Source organism: Shewanella acanthi (genome assembly GCF_019457475.1).
Lineage (GTDB): Bacteria > Pseudomonadota > Gammaproteobacteria > Enterobacterales > Shewanellaceae > Shewanella > Shewanella acanthi.
The window spans coordinates 2713119-2727787 of the sequence record NZ_CP080413.1; the positions used below are offsets into that span (position 1 = coordinate 2713119).

Here is a 14669-nt window from a genome sequence, read left to right on the forward strand (position 1 = left end):
TGAGATTAGACTTCCATCAACTCAACTTCTTTCGCTGCTAAAATTTCATCAACTTTCTTGATGTTAGCATCGGTGAGTTTTTGTACTTCATCTTCAAAACGACGTACATCGTCTTCAGTACATTCTTTCGCTTTTTCAAGCTTCTTCACTTCAGAAATCGCATCACGACGTACGTTACGGATAGCCACACGGCCACCTTCGGCTTCGTTACGCACCACTTTGATAAAGTCTTTACGACGTTCTTCAGTCAGTGCCGGTAATGGAATACGTAAAGTCGCACCAGCAGACATTGGGTTTAAGCCCAGGTCCGAGCTCATAATCGCCTTTTCAACCGCTTGAATAGCGCTACGGTCGAACACAGTCACAGACAGGGTGCGCGCGTCTTCAACACCCACGTTAGCCACTTGGTTCAGTGGTGTCATGGTGCCATAGTAAGACACTTGGATAGAATCCAGTAAGCTTGGGTGTGCACGGCCTGTACGTACTTTAGCCATTTGATTTTTGGTTGCTTCTACGCACTTACCCATGCGCTCTAGAGCATCTTGTTTAATATCTGCAATCACGTTAAATGTCCTTCTTGGTCATTAAAAACTTATTTAGCTCGGATCAGCGTGCCTTCTTCTTCACCCATGACCACACGGCGTAATGCGCCTGGTTTGTTCATGTTGAATACCAAAATCGGCATGTCATGGTCACGCGCCATAGTAAAGGCAGCTAAGTCCATTACTTTTAATTCTTTGTCGAGTACTTCAGTGTAAGATAACTCGTCGTATTTAACCGCTTCAGGGTTTTTCATCGGGTCGTCTGAGTAAACACCGTCAACTTTAGTGCCTTTTAGCACGACTTCTGCTTCGATTTCAATGCCGCGTAAACAAGCAGCTGAATCGGTAGTGCAGAATGGGTTACCCGTCCCTGCAGCGAAAATCACTACACGGCCAGATTTTAATAAACTGATTGCTTCAGCCCAATTGTAGTCATCACACACCCCTTTTAACGGGATAGCAGACATCAGGCGAGCATTAACATAGGCACGGTGCAGGGCATCACGCATGGCGAGGCCATTCATTACCGTTGCCAGCATACCCATGTGATCGCCCACCACACGGTTCATACCGGCTTTTGCCAAGCCTTCACCGCGAAATAGATTGCCACCACCAATGACCACACCCACCTGAATGCCTAACTCTACCAGCTCTTTCACTTCTTGAGCCATGCGATCTAACACTTTTGGGTCGATGCCAAAGCCTTCGTCGCCCATTAATGCTTCGCCACTTAATTTTAGAAGGATGCGTCTAAATGCAGGTTTTGGATTGGTGCTCATAATTTTTATATCCTGGTCATAACAAGACCGCAGCGATGGCTGCGGTCTTGGGGGTATTTAGCGTTGGCGATTAAGCCTTTTTAGAAGCGGCGATTTGAGCAGCAACTTCAGCTGCGAAATCTTCTTCTTTCTTCTCAATACCTTCACCAACTTCTAAACGAATGAAGTTAGTTACGCTAGCGCCTTTCTCTTTCAAGAATTCGCCAACAGTTTTCTTTGGTTCCATGATGTAAGCTTGACCAGTCAGAGAGATCTCACCGGTGAACTTCTTCATACGACCAACAACCATCTTCTCAGCGATGTCAGCAGGCTTGCCTTCATTCATAGAGATTTCGATTTGCAGAGCTTGTTCGCGAGCAACTACGTCTGCTGGAACGTCTTCTGGGTTAACGTATTCTGGCTTAGAAGCGGCAACGTGCATTGCGATGTGCTTCAGAGTTTCGTCATCAGCGTCACCAGTTACAACAACACCGATACGCTCACCGTGACGGTAAGAAGCTAATTTAGCGCCATCGATGTACTCAACGCGACGAACGTTGATGTTTTCACCGATTTTAGCAACTAGAGCAACACGCGCTTCTTCGAATTGCGCTTTTAAGTCTTCTAAAGCAACTTTAGATGCTGCAGCAACATCTAATACAGCGTTAGCGAAACCTAAGAAGTTAGCATCTTTAGCAACGAAGTCTGTTTGACAGTTAACTTCTAACAGAACCGCGAAACCTTCGCCGTTCTTGATCAGAATAGTACCGTCAGCAGCGATGTTACCAGCTTTCTTGGCAGCCTTAGCAGCACCAGACTTACGCATGTTGTCAATTGCTAACTCCATGTCGCCGTTGGTTTCTTCTAACGCTTTTTTACAATCCATCATGCCTGCGCCAGTACGGTCGCGCAGTTCTTTAACTAGGGCAGCAGAAATTGCCATTGTTAAATCCTCTCTAAAAATTCGACTAATTTGCAGATATAAAACAGGGGCCGCATGGCCCCTGTTAACCAATCATAAATCTTGGTTAATAAGGGTGATGAAACTCATCCCGCCTTATTATTATTCGGCTTCTACGAAACCGTCTTGCTCAGCTTGAACAGCTAAATCTTGACCACGGCCTGCTTTAGCAGCTGCAGCAACAGAAGTAGTGTACAGGCGAATAGCACGCATTGCGTCGTCGTTACCAGGAACGATGTAGTTAACACCGTCTGGAGCAGAGTTAGTATCAACAACTGCAACAACAGGGATACCCAGGTTGTTAGCTTCTTTAATAGCGATGTGCTCGTGGTCAGCGCCGATAACGAATAATACGTCTGGCAGGCCGCCCATGTTCTTAATACCGCCTAAAGATTTTTCCAGCTTTTCAAGCTCACGAGTACGCATCAGCGCTTCTTTCTTGGTCAGCTTGTCGAAAGTACCGTCTACTGATTGGCTTTCCAGCTCTTTCAAACGTTTGATTGACTGACGAACGGTTTTCCAGTTAGTCAGCATACCGCCTAACCAGCGGTGATCAACGTAGTACTGATCGCAAGAAATTGCAGCTTCTTTGATCGCTTCGCCAGCAGCACGTTTAGTACCAACGAATAATACTTTACCTTTCTTTGAAGCTACGTTGCTGATGAAAGCCAGCGCTTCATTGAACATTGGCACAGTATGCTCAAGGTTGATGATGTGAACACCGTTGCGAGCACCGAAAATGAATGGCTTCATTTTTGGGTTCCAGTAACGGGTTTGGTGACCGAAGTGTACACCGGCCTGGAGCATATCGCGCATTGAAACTGTAGTCATTTCTATTACCTTACAATTTAGGGGGTTAGACCTCCACGTATCCCATGTCTTCGACCCCGCAGATTTAGGCTGAGGGCACCCCGAAGAATGTGTCGACACGTGTGTGATTTAGTATTTAGATAAATTGCCATGTATAATGGCGGTCATCTTTAGTCTTGGTATCGATTAAGGAAGCAAATGCTGACCTTAGACAATCTTGCAAGACTTAAACATAACGGCGCGCTTTATACCATAAATCACCCTGAAGCACAAATTTTTGCGCTGGGTTAGCGTGTCCAACAGACATTGAAGACACAAGAGAAAACGTAATGAGTATAGTCATCAAGACAGCAGAAGAAATTGAGAAAATGCGTGCCGCAGGTAAATTGGCTGCGCAGGTGTTAGAAATGATTGCGCCGCACATTAAAGCGGGCGTGACGACTAACGAGCTCAACGATATCTGCGCTAAATATACCGAAGAGCAAGGCGCAATTTCCGCGCCGCTTAACTATCACGGTTTTCCAAAATCGATTTGTACTTCGTTAAACAACGTCATTTGTCACGGTATCCCAAGCGATCAAGTGCTTAAGGATGGCGATATTCTTAACGTGGATATTACCGTGATTAAAGATGGCTACCACGGTGACACCTCTAAAATGTTTTTGATTGGTGAGGTGAGCCCGAAAGATAAGCGTCTGTGCCGTATCGCCCAAGAAAGTCTGTATTTGGCCATTCGTAAAGTACGTCCTGGCTTAAAATTAGGCGAAATCGGTAATACTATCGAAAAATTCATCAAAGCCAGCAAAACAGGTCTTGAGAAATATTCCATCGTACAAGATTATTGTGGTCACGGTATTGGCGCGGGTTTCCATGAAGAGCCACAGGTCATGCACTATCGCAATAGTGACAACACGGTTCTACGCCCAGGCATGTGTTTTACCATTGAGCCGATGATCAACGCAGGTCGCCACACCACAGTGCTGGATCGCAATGATAACTGGACAGTAACCACCTCAGACGGTAAAAACTCGGCCCAATGGGAACACACATTACTCGTGACCCAAACCGGTGTAGAAGTACTGACCCTTCGTGATGAAGAGGATTTCCCACGCATTATTAATCACTAGTCGATTAATAAGCATAAGGAGAGCGTCATGTCGGGACGCCTTGGATAACCGACAAAAACCATTCTAACAAGGGACTCGATGAATACAGCTCTGCTCGCTAAACAATCATTAATCGAACAGAATCAAGCGCTTTTAGCTAGATTCAAGGCTAAAACCCCGATTGAAGAGCTAGTGAGCCAGCGCTGCCAGTTCGTCGATGCCCTCGTCAAACAGGCATGGTTGCAACACGGCCTCGATACTTACCCCATCGCCCTTATCGCCGTAGGCGGATATGGGCGAGGTGAATTACACCCCCACTCCGACGTCGACCTGTTATTTTTATTCGAGGGTGATTTGTGCCAAGCTGCAGAGGCTGCGCTGAGTGAATTTATCGCCTTTTTATGGGATGCGAGTCTTGAAATCGGCCACAGCGTTCGCACACTCGAAGACACCTTAATCCTTGGTCGTAAAGACATCACCATTGCGACCAACTTACTTGAAGCAAGGTTACTCTCAGGGCCCGAGCCCCTCTTTGACCAGCTTTACGATGCGATTCGTCAAAGTGACTTTTGGACCTCGAGTGAATTCTTTATCGCTAAACGTGATGAGCAAAATGCCCGCCATGCCAAAGCTAGCGCCTTCGATCTTGAGCCAAATATCAAAAGCTGCCCCGGCGGCCTTCGAGATATTCAAACCATCGCTTGGGTCGCCATGCGTCACTTTGGGGCCTCTCGATTAGAAGAACTGGTTCAATACGAATTTTTAGAACCCGCCGAATTGGAAGAGCTACTCGAATGTCAGCATTTTCTGTGGAAATTACGGTTCGCCATGCACATGGTGGTTGGTCGCGACGAAAACCGTTTATTGTTCGATGTGCAGCGCCAAGTTGCCGAGATGATGGGCTATGAAGACGCCACTCAGTTAGCCGTCGAGCAAATGATGAAACGCTATTATCGCACGGTGCGCCGGGTGATGGAGCTTAACGAGATGCTACTGCAACTCTTTAAGCGGGCAACGCTCGGGCACATTAAGGCATTAGAAATCCAAGCGATTGACAACAACTATCAACGTCGCGGTGCCTTTATCGAGGCCTTGAGTGATGACCTATTCGATAGCGGTGAAGAAATTGTTCGCCTGTTTGTACATGTTGCCAAAAACTCAAACATTAAAGGCATTTACGCACCGACACTAAGATCGCTGCGCCGCGCCCGCCGAGCACAATTGCAGCCTTTGCAGGAAAATCCACAGTGCCGCCAAGCCTTTATGGAAATTTTAAAGCATCCTCGTGGTATCACAGCCCTCTCATTGATGCACAAACACGGGGTACTGTCGGCCTATTTACCCGCTTGGCGTAATATCGAAGGTCAGATGCAGTTTGATCTCTTCCACGCCTATACCGTGGATGAGCACACCCACAGACTTCTGCTCAATATCGACCGTTTTTCCCAGCCCGAACAGCGGGAAGAATTTCCACTCGGTTCTGTACTGATCAACCAGCTGCCCAAAAAAGGGTTGTTGGTGTTAGGCGCGATTTTCCATGATATCGCCAAGGGTCGCGGCGGCGATCACAGTAAACTCGGAAGCCGTGATGCGCTCGATTTCTGTAAGCTCCATGGCTTAAACGACCACGATGGGCGCTTAGTGGCATGGCTTGTTGAGAATCACCTAGTGATGTCAGTCACTGCACAGCGCCGCGATATTTCAGATCCCGATGTCGTTGCAGACTTTGCCAGCAAGGTGCGCGATGCGGTGCATTTAAGCTATTTGTATTGCTTAACAGTTGCCGATATTTGTGCCACTAACGAAAAAACTTGGAACAACTGGAAAGGCTCGCTCCTGCGGGACTTATACTTTTCTACCCAAAGGGTGCTCGCTCGAGGTAAGGAAAAACCCGTCGATATTCGCGCTCGGGTCCGGGAATATCAGGCCAAGGCGAAAAAGGAACTGCTTCGCCGCGGCATTAAGGAAAAAGATCTCGATACCCTGTGGCAACGCTTTAAGGCGGATTATTTTTTACGCCATCAGCCCAATCAGGTTGCCTGGCATGCCGAAGCGATTCTTAAACATAAACAGCTTGATGAGCCTTTGGTGCTTATATCAAAACACACCACCCGCGGCGGCACTGAGTTATTCGTCTATTGCCAGGACAGGCCAAAGCTGTTTGCGACCGTAATGGCGGTGCTCGATAATAAAAATATTAATGTCCATGATGCGAGCATTATGACGTCGAAGGATAATTATGCGCTTGATACCTTCGTTATCCTCGAGCAGGATGGCGAGCCTGTCAGCCAATTATCTCGGATTCAAAGTATCCGTAAGGCACTTGAAAAAGCGCTGTCGAGCGATAACCCTAAATTGCCACGTTTTAGAAAATTATCCCGTAAAATGAAGCCTTTTAATGTACCAACTCAGGTCAGTTTTCTCGAAAGTACCCGCCACGGGACTAGCATGATGGAACTTATCGCCTTGGATACGCCGGGATTATTAGCTAAAGTGGGTGATATTTTTTATCGCTGTAACACCACATTACTGTCTGCAAAGATCACCACCATTGGAGAACGAGCAGAAGACTTTTTTATATTGCAAACCAACGACGGTTTACAATTAAATGAAACCCAAGAAAACACCCTTAGGGAAGCATTGATTAGCGCACTTAGTGCAATCAATACAGAATCAACTCATTAACTAGCACAAATTGGAGAAGTAATATGGAGGCTTTACGCCAACGTATTGAGGCCGCTTTTGAAGCGCGCGCAGACATCAGCCCTAGCACAGTCGACGCCAGCGTGCGTGAAGACGTGCAAAATGTCATCAATATGCTCGACAAAGGTGAACTCCGTGTCGCCGAAAAAATCGACGGCCAATGGCATGTACATCAATGGTTGAAGAAGGCGGTATTACTGTCATTCCGTATTTTCGATAACGCAGTTATTGACGGCGCAGAGACCAAATATTTCGATAAAGTCCCTTTAAAATTTGCTGAGTACGACGAAGCTCGCTTCAAAGCTGAAGCCATTCGTGTTGTACCATCTGCAACCGTTCGTAAAGGTTCTTTCATCGGTAAAAATACGGTATTAATGCCATCTTACGTAAACCTAGGTGCTTACGTTGATGAAGGCACTATGGTTGACACTTGGGCAACCGTGGGCTCATGTGCACAAATCGGTAAGAACGTTCACTTATCGGGCGGCGTAGGCATCGGTGGCGTACTTGAGCCACTGCAAGCGGGCCCGACTATCATTGAAGATAACTGTTTTATCGGCGCACGTTCAGAAATCGTTGAAGGTGTTGTGGTTGAAGAAGGCTCTGTGATTTCGATGGGCGTTTACATCGGCCAAAGCACCCGTATCTATGACCGTGAAACCGGCGAAATTCACTACGGCCGCGTACCAGCAGGCTCTGTGGTTGTCTCAGGCAACCTGCCATCGGCTTGCGGTAAATACAGCTTATACGCTGCAATTATCGTGAAGAAAGTGGATGCGAAAACCCGCGGTAAAGTGGGCATCAACGAACTATTACGTATCGTTGACTAAGCAACGCGCCCAGCGTGATATTTTCCCAAAAATGCCAAGCCTAGAGCTTGGCATTTTTATATTTTATTGTTAGGAGAAAGCCTAAAAATCACTTTCATGACACATCTGGTTACGCCTAGCAACATGCTGATCCAAACTCCACATTTCGATACACTTACGCGCCGAAACACCTCTGCAAAGCCATATAAATGCAGCTTAACTAAAAGTGCATACTCACTCGACAAGGAGCTAAAGATGAAATCATCATTCGCTAAATTTGGAGGTGTAGCAGTACTCTGCGGATTAGGCATGTGCAGCCAAGCTTTTGCAGCAATGGACCCTCAAATCGAAAAAACACTGGTGGCAGTTTGTAAAGCGGGCGCCAGCAACAATCTAGTGACCTTCGGTAGCACAATGCGTGAATATCGAATTAACGAAAATCGGGTGTTCCCACGCCTGATGTGTAATGGCGAAAACTTCCATCAATTTGCCATTAGCCAAGGGGCAGATAAAACTGCCGCGCGGATCGGTCGGTATTATAAAGGCACAGTCACTATCAAAGATTTGGCAATGAATTCAATGGATGAAGTGTATGCCGTGAATTTTTAGGCCATTATGTTTTGCAAGCATAGGCACCATTTGGTGCCTTCTGTATTGATTGGGAGCTTAGGTTTTAAGCAAAGTGAACTATGCACCTAGAAGACAATAGTCTTATTACCGTACACGACCACTTGCTCATTGAGTACCAATTGCAATGCCTTACTCAGCACGCTTTTCTCGACATCACGTCCTGCTTTTGCCATCTCAAGGGCGCTATAGCTATGATCGACTGGGATGACATCCTGCTTAATAATCGGCCCCTCATCGAGGCAATTATTCACAAAATGGGCGGTCGCCCCGATAATTTTCACTCCGCGCTCCCAGGCTTGGCGATAGGGCGCAGCGCCAATGAAAGCGGGTAAGAACGAGTGGTGAATATTGATGATCCGATTGGGATACTCGGCAACAAAATCCGGCGTGAGTACTCGCATATATTTGGCTAACACAAGATAGTCTGGTTCGTATTGTCCGACAGCTGCCAATAAGGCTTGCTCATGTTGCGTCCTATCCAGCCCCTCATGGCTGACTAAGTGAAAGGGAATATTAAATTTTTCAACCAGTTCCCTTAACACCTCATGGTTACCCACAACGGCGGCAATCTCTACATTCAAGCCACCGTAATAGGCTTTCATTAGCAAATCACCAAGGCAATGCGCTTCTTTAGTTACCAGGACCACAATGCGTTTTTTACCCGCACTCACCAGCGTCATATGGTTCTGAGTTGGGAGTACACTTCGCAAGTCTTCAAGGAGTTGCCCACTATTGAAATGGCCTTCGAGTTCGGTGCGCATAAAAAATCGCCCTTGGTCGTTATCCACAAACTCACTGTTTTTAATGATATTGAGCCGATGTTGAAAGCAGACACTGGTGATTTTAGCAATTAGCCCTTGGGCATCGGCGCAATCTGTCATCAGGATTTTGCGCTCAATGGGCGAGCGGGTTTGAGCAGGTTCGTGCTGTGTATCCAAAATAACATCTCCTCTAGGCGGCATTCTCTAAGCAGCATGAGTTTGAGTGTGCCATAGGGAGCATAATTACACAGTATTTAAGGGGGGAGATTCTAAGTTTCAGTCCAAAAAGTTATGTGCTAGACGGATGATATTTAAAAATTTGGCGTTTAAATTCAATAAACAACAATTTTAACCGCACCATACGCCGATAAGATTATCGCCGAGTGTCTAAGTAGCGCTGTAACACTTTACGCAGGGTTTCAGCCTTAGTGCCGTACACCACTTGTACACCCTTCCCAATCACAATCACCCCCTTTGCACCCAGCTGGCTTAGTCGCACTTTATTGACTAACTCAGGGCTGTGAACACTTAATCGAAGGCGAGTCAGACAAGCATTAAGCTCAACGATATTTTCACGGCCACCTAAGGCCGCAATTATCGCCCTAAGGCTTTCTTTGGCCTGTATCCTTTCTCCCTGTTCAAGTCGGCCTGGGGTTTTTAAGTTGAAGGCTAAAATACTGCCTCGAAACAGAATGTAGTAAATCACTGCCGTTATCGGGCCGAGTATCACAAACCATCCGCTATTATGCGACAGTGAGAACAACAAACTGAAATCCACTAGCCCGTGGGAAAAAACAATGCTGTGGTGAATATCGAGCATTATGCACACAAAGTAGGCCAAGCCAGAAATTAAGGCATGAACCAAAAACAGCAATGGCGCCACAAACATAAACGCAAATTCAATCGGTTCAGTTACACCTGTCAACCAGCTTGCGGTCGCGGCGGATAACATAATCCCTGCAACACGATTACGCTCGGCGGGATCGGCGCAGCGCCACATCGCCAGCGCTGCTGCGGGCAGTCCCCACATTTTAATCAAATAGCCACCCGCAAGGTTACCCGCCTGTGGATCGCCCGCTAAATAGCGTGCCACTTCACCACGGATAACTTCACTACCTTGAATTTGATATTGGCCAACTTCCAAGTAGAAAGGGGCATTCCAAATATGGTGTAGGCCCAATGGGATGAGTAAACGCTCAAGGGCACCATAAACGCCAAAGGCAACGGCCGGTTTTTGATAAACCGCCCAATCTGAAACCCGTTCTATCAACAGTGACATGGGTGGCCAAACTTGGGAAAGCACATAACCTAGTGCCATAGCCAGAGGAATAATCAACAAGGAAGCACTGCGCCGTCCCTCAAAAAAAGAGAAAATAGCTGGTAGACGAATATGTTGACTTAAGCGTACCGCTAAGCAGGTAATAGCACCGATTAGCATCCCTCCAGCAATGCCAGTATCTAAGGTATCCATGCCAAGCAGCGATTGGGTCGGCAACTGATATAAATCGGCAAGCGCGGCTAAAGTGGCCGTCATCACCCCATAACCAAAGACCGCTGAAAAGGCGGCAATGCCCTGATCACGACAAAAACCAATCGCTACCGCTACGGCAAAGAGGATGGGCATAATCGCAAAAATAAGTTGCCCTACAGCCATCATCAGCACGTTAAGCACTTCCGGCATAAAAGGAATACGGCTGACTGTTAAACCAAGCATCACCCCTGCGGCGGGTAAAATCGCAATGGGAATTAGCAGCGACTGACTCAAACGCTGGGCAAATTTAAACCACTGTTGAGTAATATAGTGGCCTAAGCGGCGAGCTCGGATTGAACGATTTTGTTCCAGCTTTCCAGCCATTTTATCGCTTCTACCTCAGGTTCCATGGTTTCACAGGCATCAATTTCAAGGCGTGGGACAATACTCTTTGCACCAAGTTCGGCAAGTAATTCATCCACCGATTTGCCACCGCCGCAGAAGGTGTCGTAACTCGAATCCCCAAGGGCAATCACACTGTATTTTAATTTGGGCAAATAGGGTGCAGAGTTTCTTAAGTTATAAAACCAAGGCAAAATGTCTTCGGGTAAATCCCCCTGCCCTGTGGTCGAGGTGACCACAATCAATAACTCGTTCTCAGGAGGAACAAACTGACCAATCTCATTGGGCTGCCATAATTTGGCATCAAAACCGAGTTCGATAAGCGCTTTTTCAAGAGTTTCTGCCGTAAACTGTGCGCTACCATACACTGTACCAAAGACCAGATTAACTTTTTTCATGATATACTCCGTACCACGTGCGTAATCGCAATTGAGCAAAAGTTACTTTATTGCGGCATCGCAGGGCAAGCAACTAAGTTATGATTTATGAATCAAGTTATTGAGCATGGGGAAACGAATTAATGCGCCGCAGCAACAGGCAAAATCACCTCAAGCAACAGCACAAGAACACGAAAATCAGACGTAAGCATTACTTCCATGCGGCTCAACAACACTTACCCTCTCCACTGCCTTCAAGCCCCGGTTTTTCGACTCTCGCGGCATTAATGCTACGCATTCGTCAAAAACCAAGCGATATCCCAGATATCCAAGATTAGAAAGACTCGCGAACCCTATTGCCGACGAAATTAGTTATCCTCTGCAATCAATAGGCTTGGCACTTCACTAAGTACATCATTATTCCATCCAAGCCCTTCAAATACTTGTTCCCACTCTGACTCCAGCTCAGTTTCAATATTGAGTCTTAGTTTTGTAACTGGATGAGTAAAAGTGAGTTTTTTCGCGATAAGCCATAGACGATTTATCTTGAAATGATTCCTAAAGAAAGCATTTTGCTTGCCATCGCCATGGGTTGTATCACCAATAATTGGATGTCGTAAATGAGCCATATGGCGTCTTAGCTGATGTTTACGGCCGGTTTTTGGGCTGAGTTTCACCAAAGCAAATCGACTGGTAGCATAACGCCCAGAAGGATAGGAAATTTCAGTATTTAGTAGCGGTTCGTACAAAGTCACAGCATCTTGGGCAGCTTTATCTTGACTGGCAAATTTATCACCCAGATCATCAAGCTCTACTTTTAATGCGTAATCCAATACCCCGTGCTCGTGCATATTGCCACGTACTAACGCCAAATACTGTTTTTCAATACTGTGGGATGCAAATTGCTCACAGAGATCACTGGCTACTTCGCTGCTTTTGGCAAAGAGCAGCACGCCGGACGTTGGTCTGTCTAAACGATGAACCGGAAACACATGGCAACCAACCAGATCACGGGTTAATTGCATCGCAAAAAAACGCTCACGACGGGCAAGATAGCTTCGGTGAACCAATAATCCCGCCGGCTTATGGATAGCCACAAGATGCTCATCCTCAAAGAGAATCGTGAGCTCAGGCGCTTGCTCATCGCTCTCTTCCATGGCACTGAGTTCAGATTCGGGTATTTCAAGGTACAAATCATCTTGGTTCATTGAGCAACATATCCAATTCGTTTAAAACACATATCAAGGGCAGTAAATCTGGGTTATCTTGCCATACATGTTGCGCCATTGGCGCAATCGCAATGCGCGAAGGCAAGGGCTGACCCGCATCGATTAACGATTGCATCCGAGGAATAAATATAAACTGCAGCCATTGCTCAAGTGGCATCAAATCGCAGGCAAAGGGAGCAGTACTGGCCATAGCAGCATCGGAAGGTGTTGTTGCTGACCACATCCCCGCGTCGTTAAGTAGTGTGGCAATCTGCGCTAACTTGGATTGGGTTTGACTATATAACATCGATGGGGCTCCAGGCTCACAGCGAGAAATCAGTAACAAAGGCCGTGTATTGGCTCGATAAAAGTTCTGCAATCATACCATCGCAGTCCACTTCCCCCTATAATGTCGCCAATTTATTGAGCCTTTTTTGATTGATATGGCAGCCAAATGACTGAAATTACCACTCTGAGCCAATTTTTAACCACAGCCAAAACCCAATTCCAAGTGTATGAATTAGGTCGTCGCGTGCAGCACATCGACATGCTGGCGTTCCATCAAATTGAATCTTTAGTCACGCCTTACCCTTACCCGATTCAAGGCCATGCCCAATTCGCCATCGTGTTTTGGAATGAGAGTCAGCAGCATTTTATTTGGTTCTTAAAATTACAATTAGATGAACAGGGACTCCTATCACCTGCACCGCGTTCACAATTTATTGAAATGGTACTCAATGCGCTTGGCCAAGACCCCACTCAACCTTTGAGTGAAGAGCAGCAAGATAGGCTGGCAAATAACCCCTTCAGCTTTAAACCTAGCCAGGAAAAACTGGCGGTCTTTAATGCTCTAGTGCGTAAGCAGTTAGGCCAGACGGCGTCTTCTCAGTACGAATTTGCGATGCAGTATTTGTCAGGTCAAATCGATGCTAGCCACTGGCAACATGTGGGTCTGCAGGGTATTGCCGATGTATGCGTGCGAGTCAATGAGCTTGACCATGAGCAGCATATTCTGAGTTGCTTAGAGAGCGGTGCGATTGAGGTGCAAATAGCCCTTTGTCAGAGCCTCGAACATATGCATATCAGCGCCGCCTTAGCCGATAAACTGTTTGAGCGGATGCAGCAAGTAGACAACGAATATCGTGCCTACTTCCTACGTGCATTGGCATCACATACCGAACTCAGTCAGCAGGCGTTATCTTGGCTGCAACAGAATGCACTACTCGATGCCACTGCGCTTATCAGTATTGCTGGGCGAAACTGGACCGTTTTAAAGCAGGAGCTGTGTCGCAGTATTTACTTAGAGGCACTCGCACTTCAGCCCCAAGCCTTTTTCAATCAGGTCTTTGCTGATATCGTGGCCATACCAAGTTTACGTAATTACTTATTGGGCGAGTTAAGAAACCCTAATCGTAGTGCTCAACTATCTCAGGCCATTGGTGGCCTGTTTAAGGCTGCAACGAGATGATGTCAGATTTACTGTTAATTATTGCTTTAGTCGTGGTTGCTGCATTTTTCTGGCAACTGCGCCAAATGGCCGAACTAAGCCGAATTTTTGCTGAAAAAGAATGTGCCAGACAAAAAGTGCAACTTTTAGCAATCGCGATGGAGTCCGCCTATCCCTATGTGGGCGGTACGACTGGCATTTGCTGGAAGGCAAAATATCTGTTTGAATTCAGTAGCGATGGATTAAATCAGTTCCGTGGTCATATCTGGATGACGGGCAATAAAATTCAAAAAATTGAATGGCCGATTTTCCCAGAGCCAGAATGGATGGAAGCACCAACAGCGAAGGGGAAATTTGGCAGCTGCGGTGGTAGCAGCCAAAGTAGCTGTAATTCAGGAAAATGCCGTTAAGTTTTACAATTCCTAGGCTGAGCTTAATTAGGCATGAAATTTAAGCCAAAAAGAAAGGGCGTGGTCCAAAGTCCACGCCCTCCTGACTGCTTGTAAGCTATCCTGCTATTTGAGTGCTCCCTGCACCATCCATGCGTTTATGCGCGTCCTGCTTCATCCTTGGTCTATTCCTTGATGGTTCCCTTTACCCTAAGGTACTTCCCTACCTCTTGGCAATCCATTTACCAAGCTTGCTCTTTCCTGAGCGGTTCCCACATCATCCATGATTAGGTGA

16 protein-coding genes are annotated in these 14669 nt (G+C 46.6%); 7 read left to right on the plus strand and 9 right to left on the minus strand.

All coding sequences use genetic code 11. From position 1 onward, the window contains the following. Positions 1–5: 5 nt before the first annotated feature. The 4 genes from frr to rpsB form a co-directional block, all read right to left on the minus strand. Positions 6–563 carry a ribosome recycling factor gene (frr, locus tag K0H61_RS11835; RefSeq protein WP_220049491.1) on the minus strand — a complete coding sequence of 186 codons (558 nt, stop codon included), beginning with the start codon at positions 561–563 and terminating at the stop codon, positions 6–8. Positions 564–592: 29 nt separating this feature from the next. Next, positions 593–1321 carry a UMP kinase gene (pyrH, locus tag K0H61_RS11840; RefSeq protein ID WP_089067413.1) on the minus strand — a complete coding sequence of 243 codons (729 nt, stop codon included), beginning with the start codon at positions 1319–1321 and terminating at the stop codon, positions 593–595. Positions 1322–1391: 70 nt separating this feature from the next. Continuing rightward, on the minus strand, positions 1392–2243 hold the full coding sequence (gene tsf / locus K0H61_RS11845) for a translation elongation factor Ts (RefSeq protein WP_220049493.1): 852 nt from the start codon (positions 2241–2243) through the stop codon (positions 1392–1394). A 120-nt stretch (positions 2244–2363) separates the two neighbouring features. Next, positions 2364–3092, minus strand: coding sequence for a 30S ribosomal protein S2 (rpsB, locus tag K0H61_RS11850; RefSeq protein WP_011790028.1), 729 nt, complete (start codon positions 3090–3092; stop codon positions 2364–2366). Between the two features lie 308 nt (positions 3093–3400). Here rpsB and map point away from each other — a divergent pair, with 308 nt between their 5' ends. The 4 genes from map (at position 3401) to K0H61_RS11870 (ending at position 8298) form a co-directional block, all read left to right on the plus strand. Further along, positions 3401–4198: a type I methionyl aminopeptidase gene (gene map, locus K0H61_RS11855; RefSeq protein ID WP_220049494.1), complete on the plus strand. Its 798-nt coding sequence runs from the start codon at positions 3401–3403 to the stop codon at positions 4196–4198. 78 nt (positions 4199–4276) lie between these two features. Then, positions 4277–6862: a bifunctional uridylyltransferase/uridylyl-removing protein GlnD gene (gene glnD / locus K0H61_RS11860; protein WP_220049496.1), complete on the plus strand. Its 2586-nt coding sequence runs from the start codon at positions 4277–4279 to the stop codon at positions 6860–6862. Positions 6863–6885: 23 nt separating this feature from the next. After that, complete coding sequence (gene dapD / locus K0H61_RS11865) at positions 6886–7710, plus strand: 2,3,4,5-tetrahydropyridine-2,6-dicarboxylate N-succinyltransferase (RefSeq protein ID WP_220049497.1); 825 nt, start codon at positions 6886–6888, stop codon at positions 7708–7710. Positions 7711–7944: 234 nt separating this feature from the next. Beyond that, entirely contained in the window at positions 7945–8298 is a 354-nt protein-coding gene (locus K0H61_RS11870) for a DUF3718 domain-containing protein (RefSeq protein ID WP_220049499.1), read from the plus strand. A gap of 86 nt (positions 8299–8384) precedes the next feature. Here the strand turns inward: K0H61_RS11870 and purU are convergent, their stop codons facing one another. The 3 genes from purU to K0H61_RS11885 all read right to left on the minus strand — a co-directional run bounded on the left by purU (position 8385) and on the right by K0H61_RS11885 (position 11351). Next, the gene (purU, locus tag K0H61_RS11875; protein WP_220049500.1) at positions 8385–9281 is read right to left on the minus strand and encodes a formyltetrahydrofolate deformylase; all 897 of its coding nucleotides are present in this window, start codon (positions 9279–9281) and stop codon (positions 8385–8387) included. 172 nt (positions 9282–9453) lie between these two features. Continuing rightward, positions 9454–10935: a PTS transporter subunit EIIC gene (locus tag K0H61_RS11880; protein WP_220049501.1), complete on the minus strand. Its 1482-nt coding sequence runs from the start codon at positions 10933–10935 to the stop codon at positions 9454–9456. Next, the gene (locus tag K0H61_RS11885) at positions 10887–11351 is read right to left on the minus strand and encodes a flavodoxin (protein WP_220049503.1); all 465 of its coding nucleotides are present in this window, start codon (positions 11349–11351) and stop codon (positions 10887–10889) included. The genes K0H61_RS11880 and K0H61_RS11885 overlap by 49 nt, the downstream gene beginning before the upstream one ends. 122 nt (positions 11352–11473) lie before the next feature. On the opposite strand from K0H61_RS11885, the gene K0H61_RS11890 reads away from it, so the two are divergent. Continuing rightward, the gene (locus K0H61_RS11890; protein ID WP_220049505.1) at positions 11474–11668 is read left to right on the plus strand and encodes a hypothetical protein; all 195 of its coding nucleotides are present in this window, start codon (positions 11474–11476) and stop codon (positions 11666–11668) included. A gap of 30 nt (positions 11669–11698) precedes the next feature. Here K0H61_RS11890 and truC read toward each other — a convergent pair whose 3' ends face one another. Together truC and K0H61_RS11900 are read right to left on the minus strand one after the other, a co-directional pair. Continuing rightward, positions 11699–12538, minus strand: a complete 840-nt coding sequence (truC, locus tag K0H61_RS11895; RefSeq protein WP_220049507.1) for a tRNA pseudouridine(65) synthase TruC — start codon at positions 12536–12538, stop codon at positions 11699–11701. After that, a complete protein-coding gene (locus K0H61_RS11900) occupies positions 12525–12845 on the minus strand; it encodes a YqcC family protein (RefSeq protein ID WP_220049508.1) in 321 nt (106 codons plus the stop codon). Before K0H61_RS11900 ends, truC begins: the two co-directional genes overlap by 14 nt. 147 nt (positions 12846–12992) lie before the next feature. Here K0H61_RS11900 and K0H61_RS11905 point away from each other — a divergent pair, with 147 nt between their 5' ends. Both K0H61_RS11905 and K0H61_RS11910 read left to right on the plus strand, forming a co-directional pair. Next, positions 12993–14006 (plus strand): DUF3549 family protein, encoded by a 1014-nt coding sequence (locus K0H61_RS11905; RefSeq protein ID WP_220049510.1) that lies wholly within the window; start codon positions 12993–12995, stop codon positions 14004–14006. Then, positions 14003–14395: a DUF3301 domain-containing protein gene (locus K0H61_RS11910; RefSeq protein ID WP_220049511.1), complete on the plus strand. Its 393-nt coding sequence runs from the start codon at positions 14003–14005 to the stop codon at positions 14393–14395. The genes K0H61_RS11905 and K0H61_RS11910 overlap by 4 nt, the downstream gene beginning before the upstream one ends. Positions 14396–14669: the final 274 nt, after the last annotated feature.

Excerpts from the sequence above, each read along its gene's own strand:
- K0H61_RS11880 (WP_220049501.1), bottom strand. The coding sequence starts at position 10,935 with ATGGCTGGAAAGCTGGAACAAAATCGTTCAATCCGAGCTCGCCGCTTA.
- K0H61_RS11890 (WP_220049505.1), top strand. The coding sequence starts at position 11,474 with ATGCGCCGCAGCAACAGGCAAAATCACCTCAAGCAACAGCACAAGAAC.
- pyrH (WP_089067413.1), bottom strand. The coding sequence starts at position 1,321 with ATGAGCACCAATCCAAAACCTGCATTTAGACGCATCCTTCTAAAATTA.
- rpsB (WP_011790028.1), bottom strand. The coding sequence starts at position 3,092 with ATGACTACAGTTTCAATGCGCGATATGCTCCAGGCCGGTGTACACTTC.
- K0H61_RS11905 (WP_220049510.1), top strand. The coding sequence starts at position 12,993 with ATGACTGAAATTACCACTCTGAGCCAATTTTTAACCACAGCCAAAACC.
- tsf (WP_220049493.1), bottom strand. The coding sequence starts at position 2,243 with ATGGCAATTTCTGCTGCCCTAGTTAAAGAACTGCGCGACCGTACTGGC.
- glnD (WP_220049496.1), top strand. The coding sequence starts at position 4,277 with ATGAATACAGCTCTGCTCGCTAAACAATCATTAATCGAACAGAATCAA.
- dapD (WP_220049497.1), top strand. The coding sequence starts at position 6,886 with ATGGAGGCTTTACGCCAACGTATTGAGGCCGCTTTTGAAGCGCGCGCA.
- map (WP_220049494.1), top strand. The coding sequence starts at position 3,401 with ATGAGTATAGTCATCAAGACAGCAGAAGAAATTGAGAAAATGCGTGCC.
- K0H61_RS11885 (WP_220049503.1), bottom strand. The coding sequence starts at position 11,351 with ATGAAAAAAGTTAATCTGGTCTTTGGTACAGTGTATGGTAGCGCACAG.
- K0H61_RS11870 (WP_220049499.1), top strand. The coding sequence starts at position 7,945 with ATGAAATCATCATTCGCTAAATTTGGAGGTGTAGCAGTACTCTGCGGA.
- K0H61_RS11900 (WP_220049508.1), bottom strand. The coding sequence starts at position 12,845 with ATGTTATATAGTCAAACCCAATCCAAGTTAGCGCAGATTGCCACACTA.
- purU (WP_220049500.1), bottom strand. The coding sequence starts at position 9,281 with ATGCCGCCTAGAGGAGATGTTATTTTGGATACACAGCACGAACCTGCT.
- truC (WP_220049507.1), bottom strand. The coding sequence starts at position 12,538 with ATGAACCAAGATGATTTGTACCTTGAAATACCCGAATCTGAACTCAGT.
- K0H61_RS11910 (WP_220049511.1), top strand. The coding sequence starts at position 14,003 with ATGATGTCAGATTTACTGTTAATTATTGCTTTAGTCGTGGTTGCTGCA.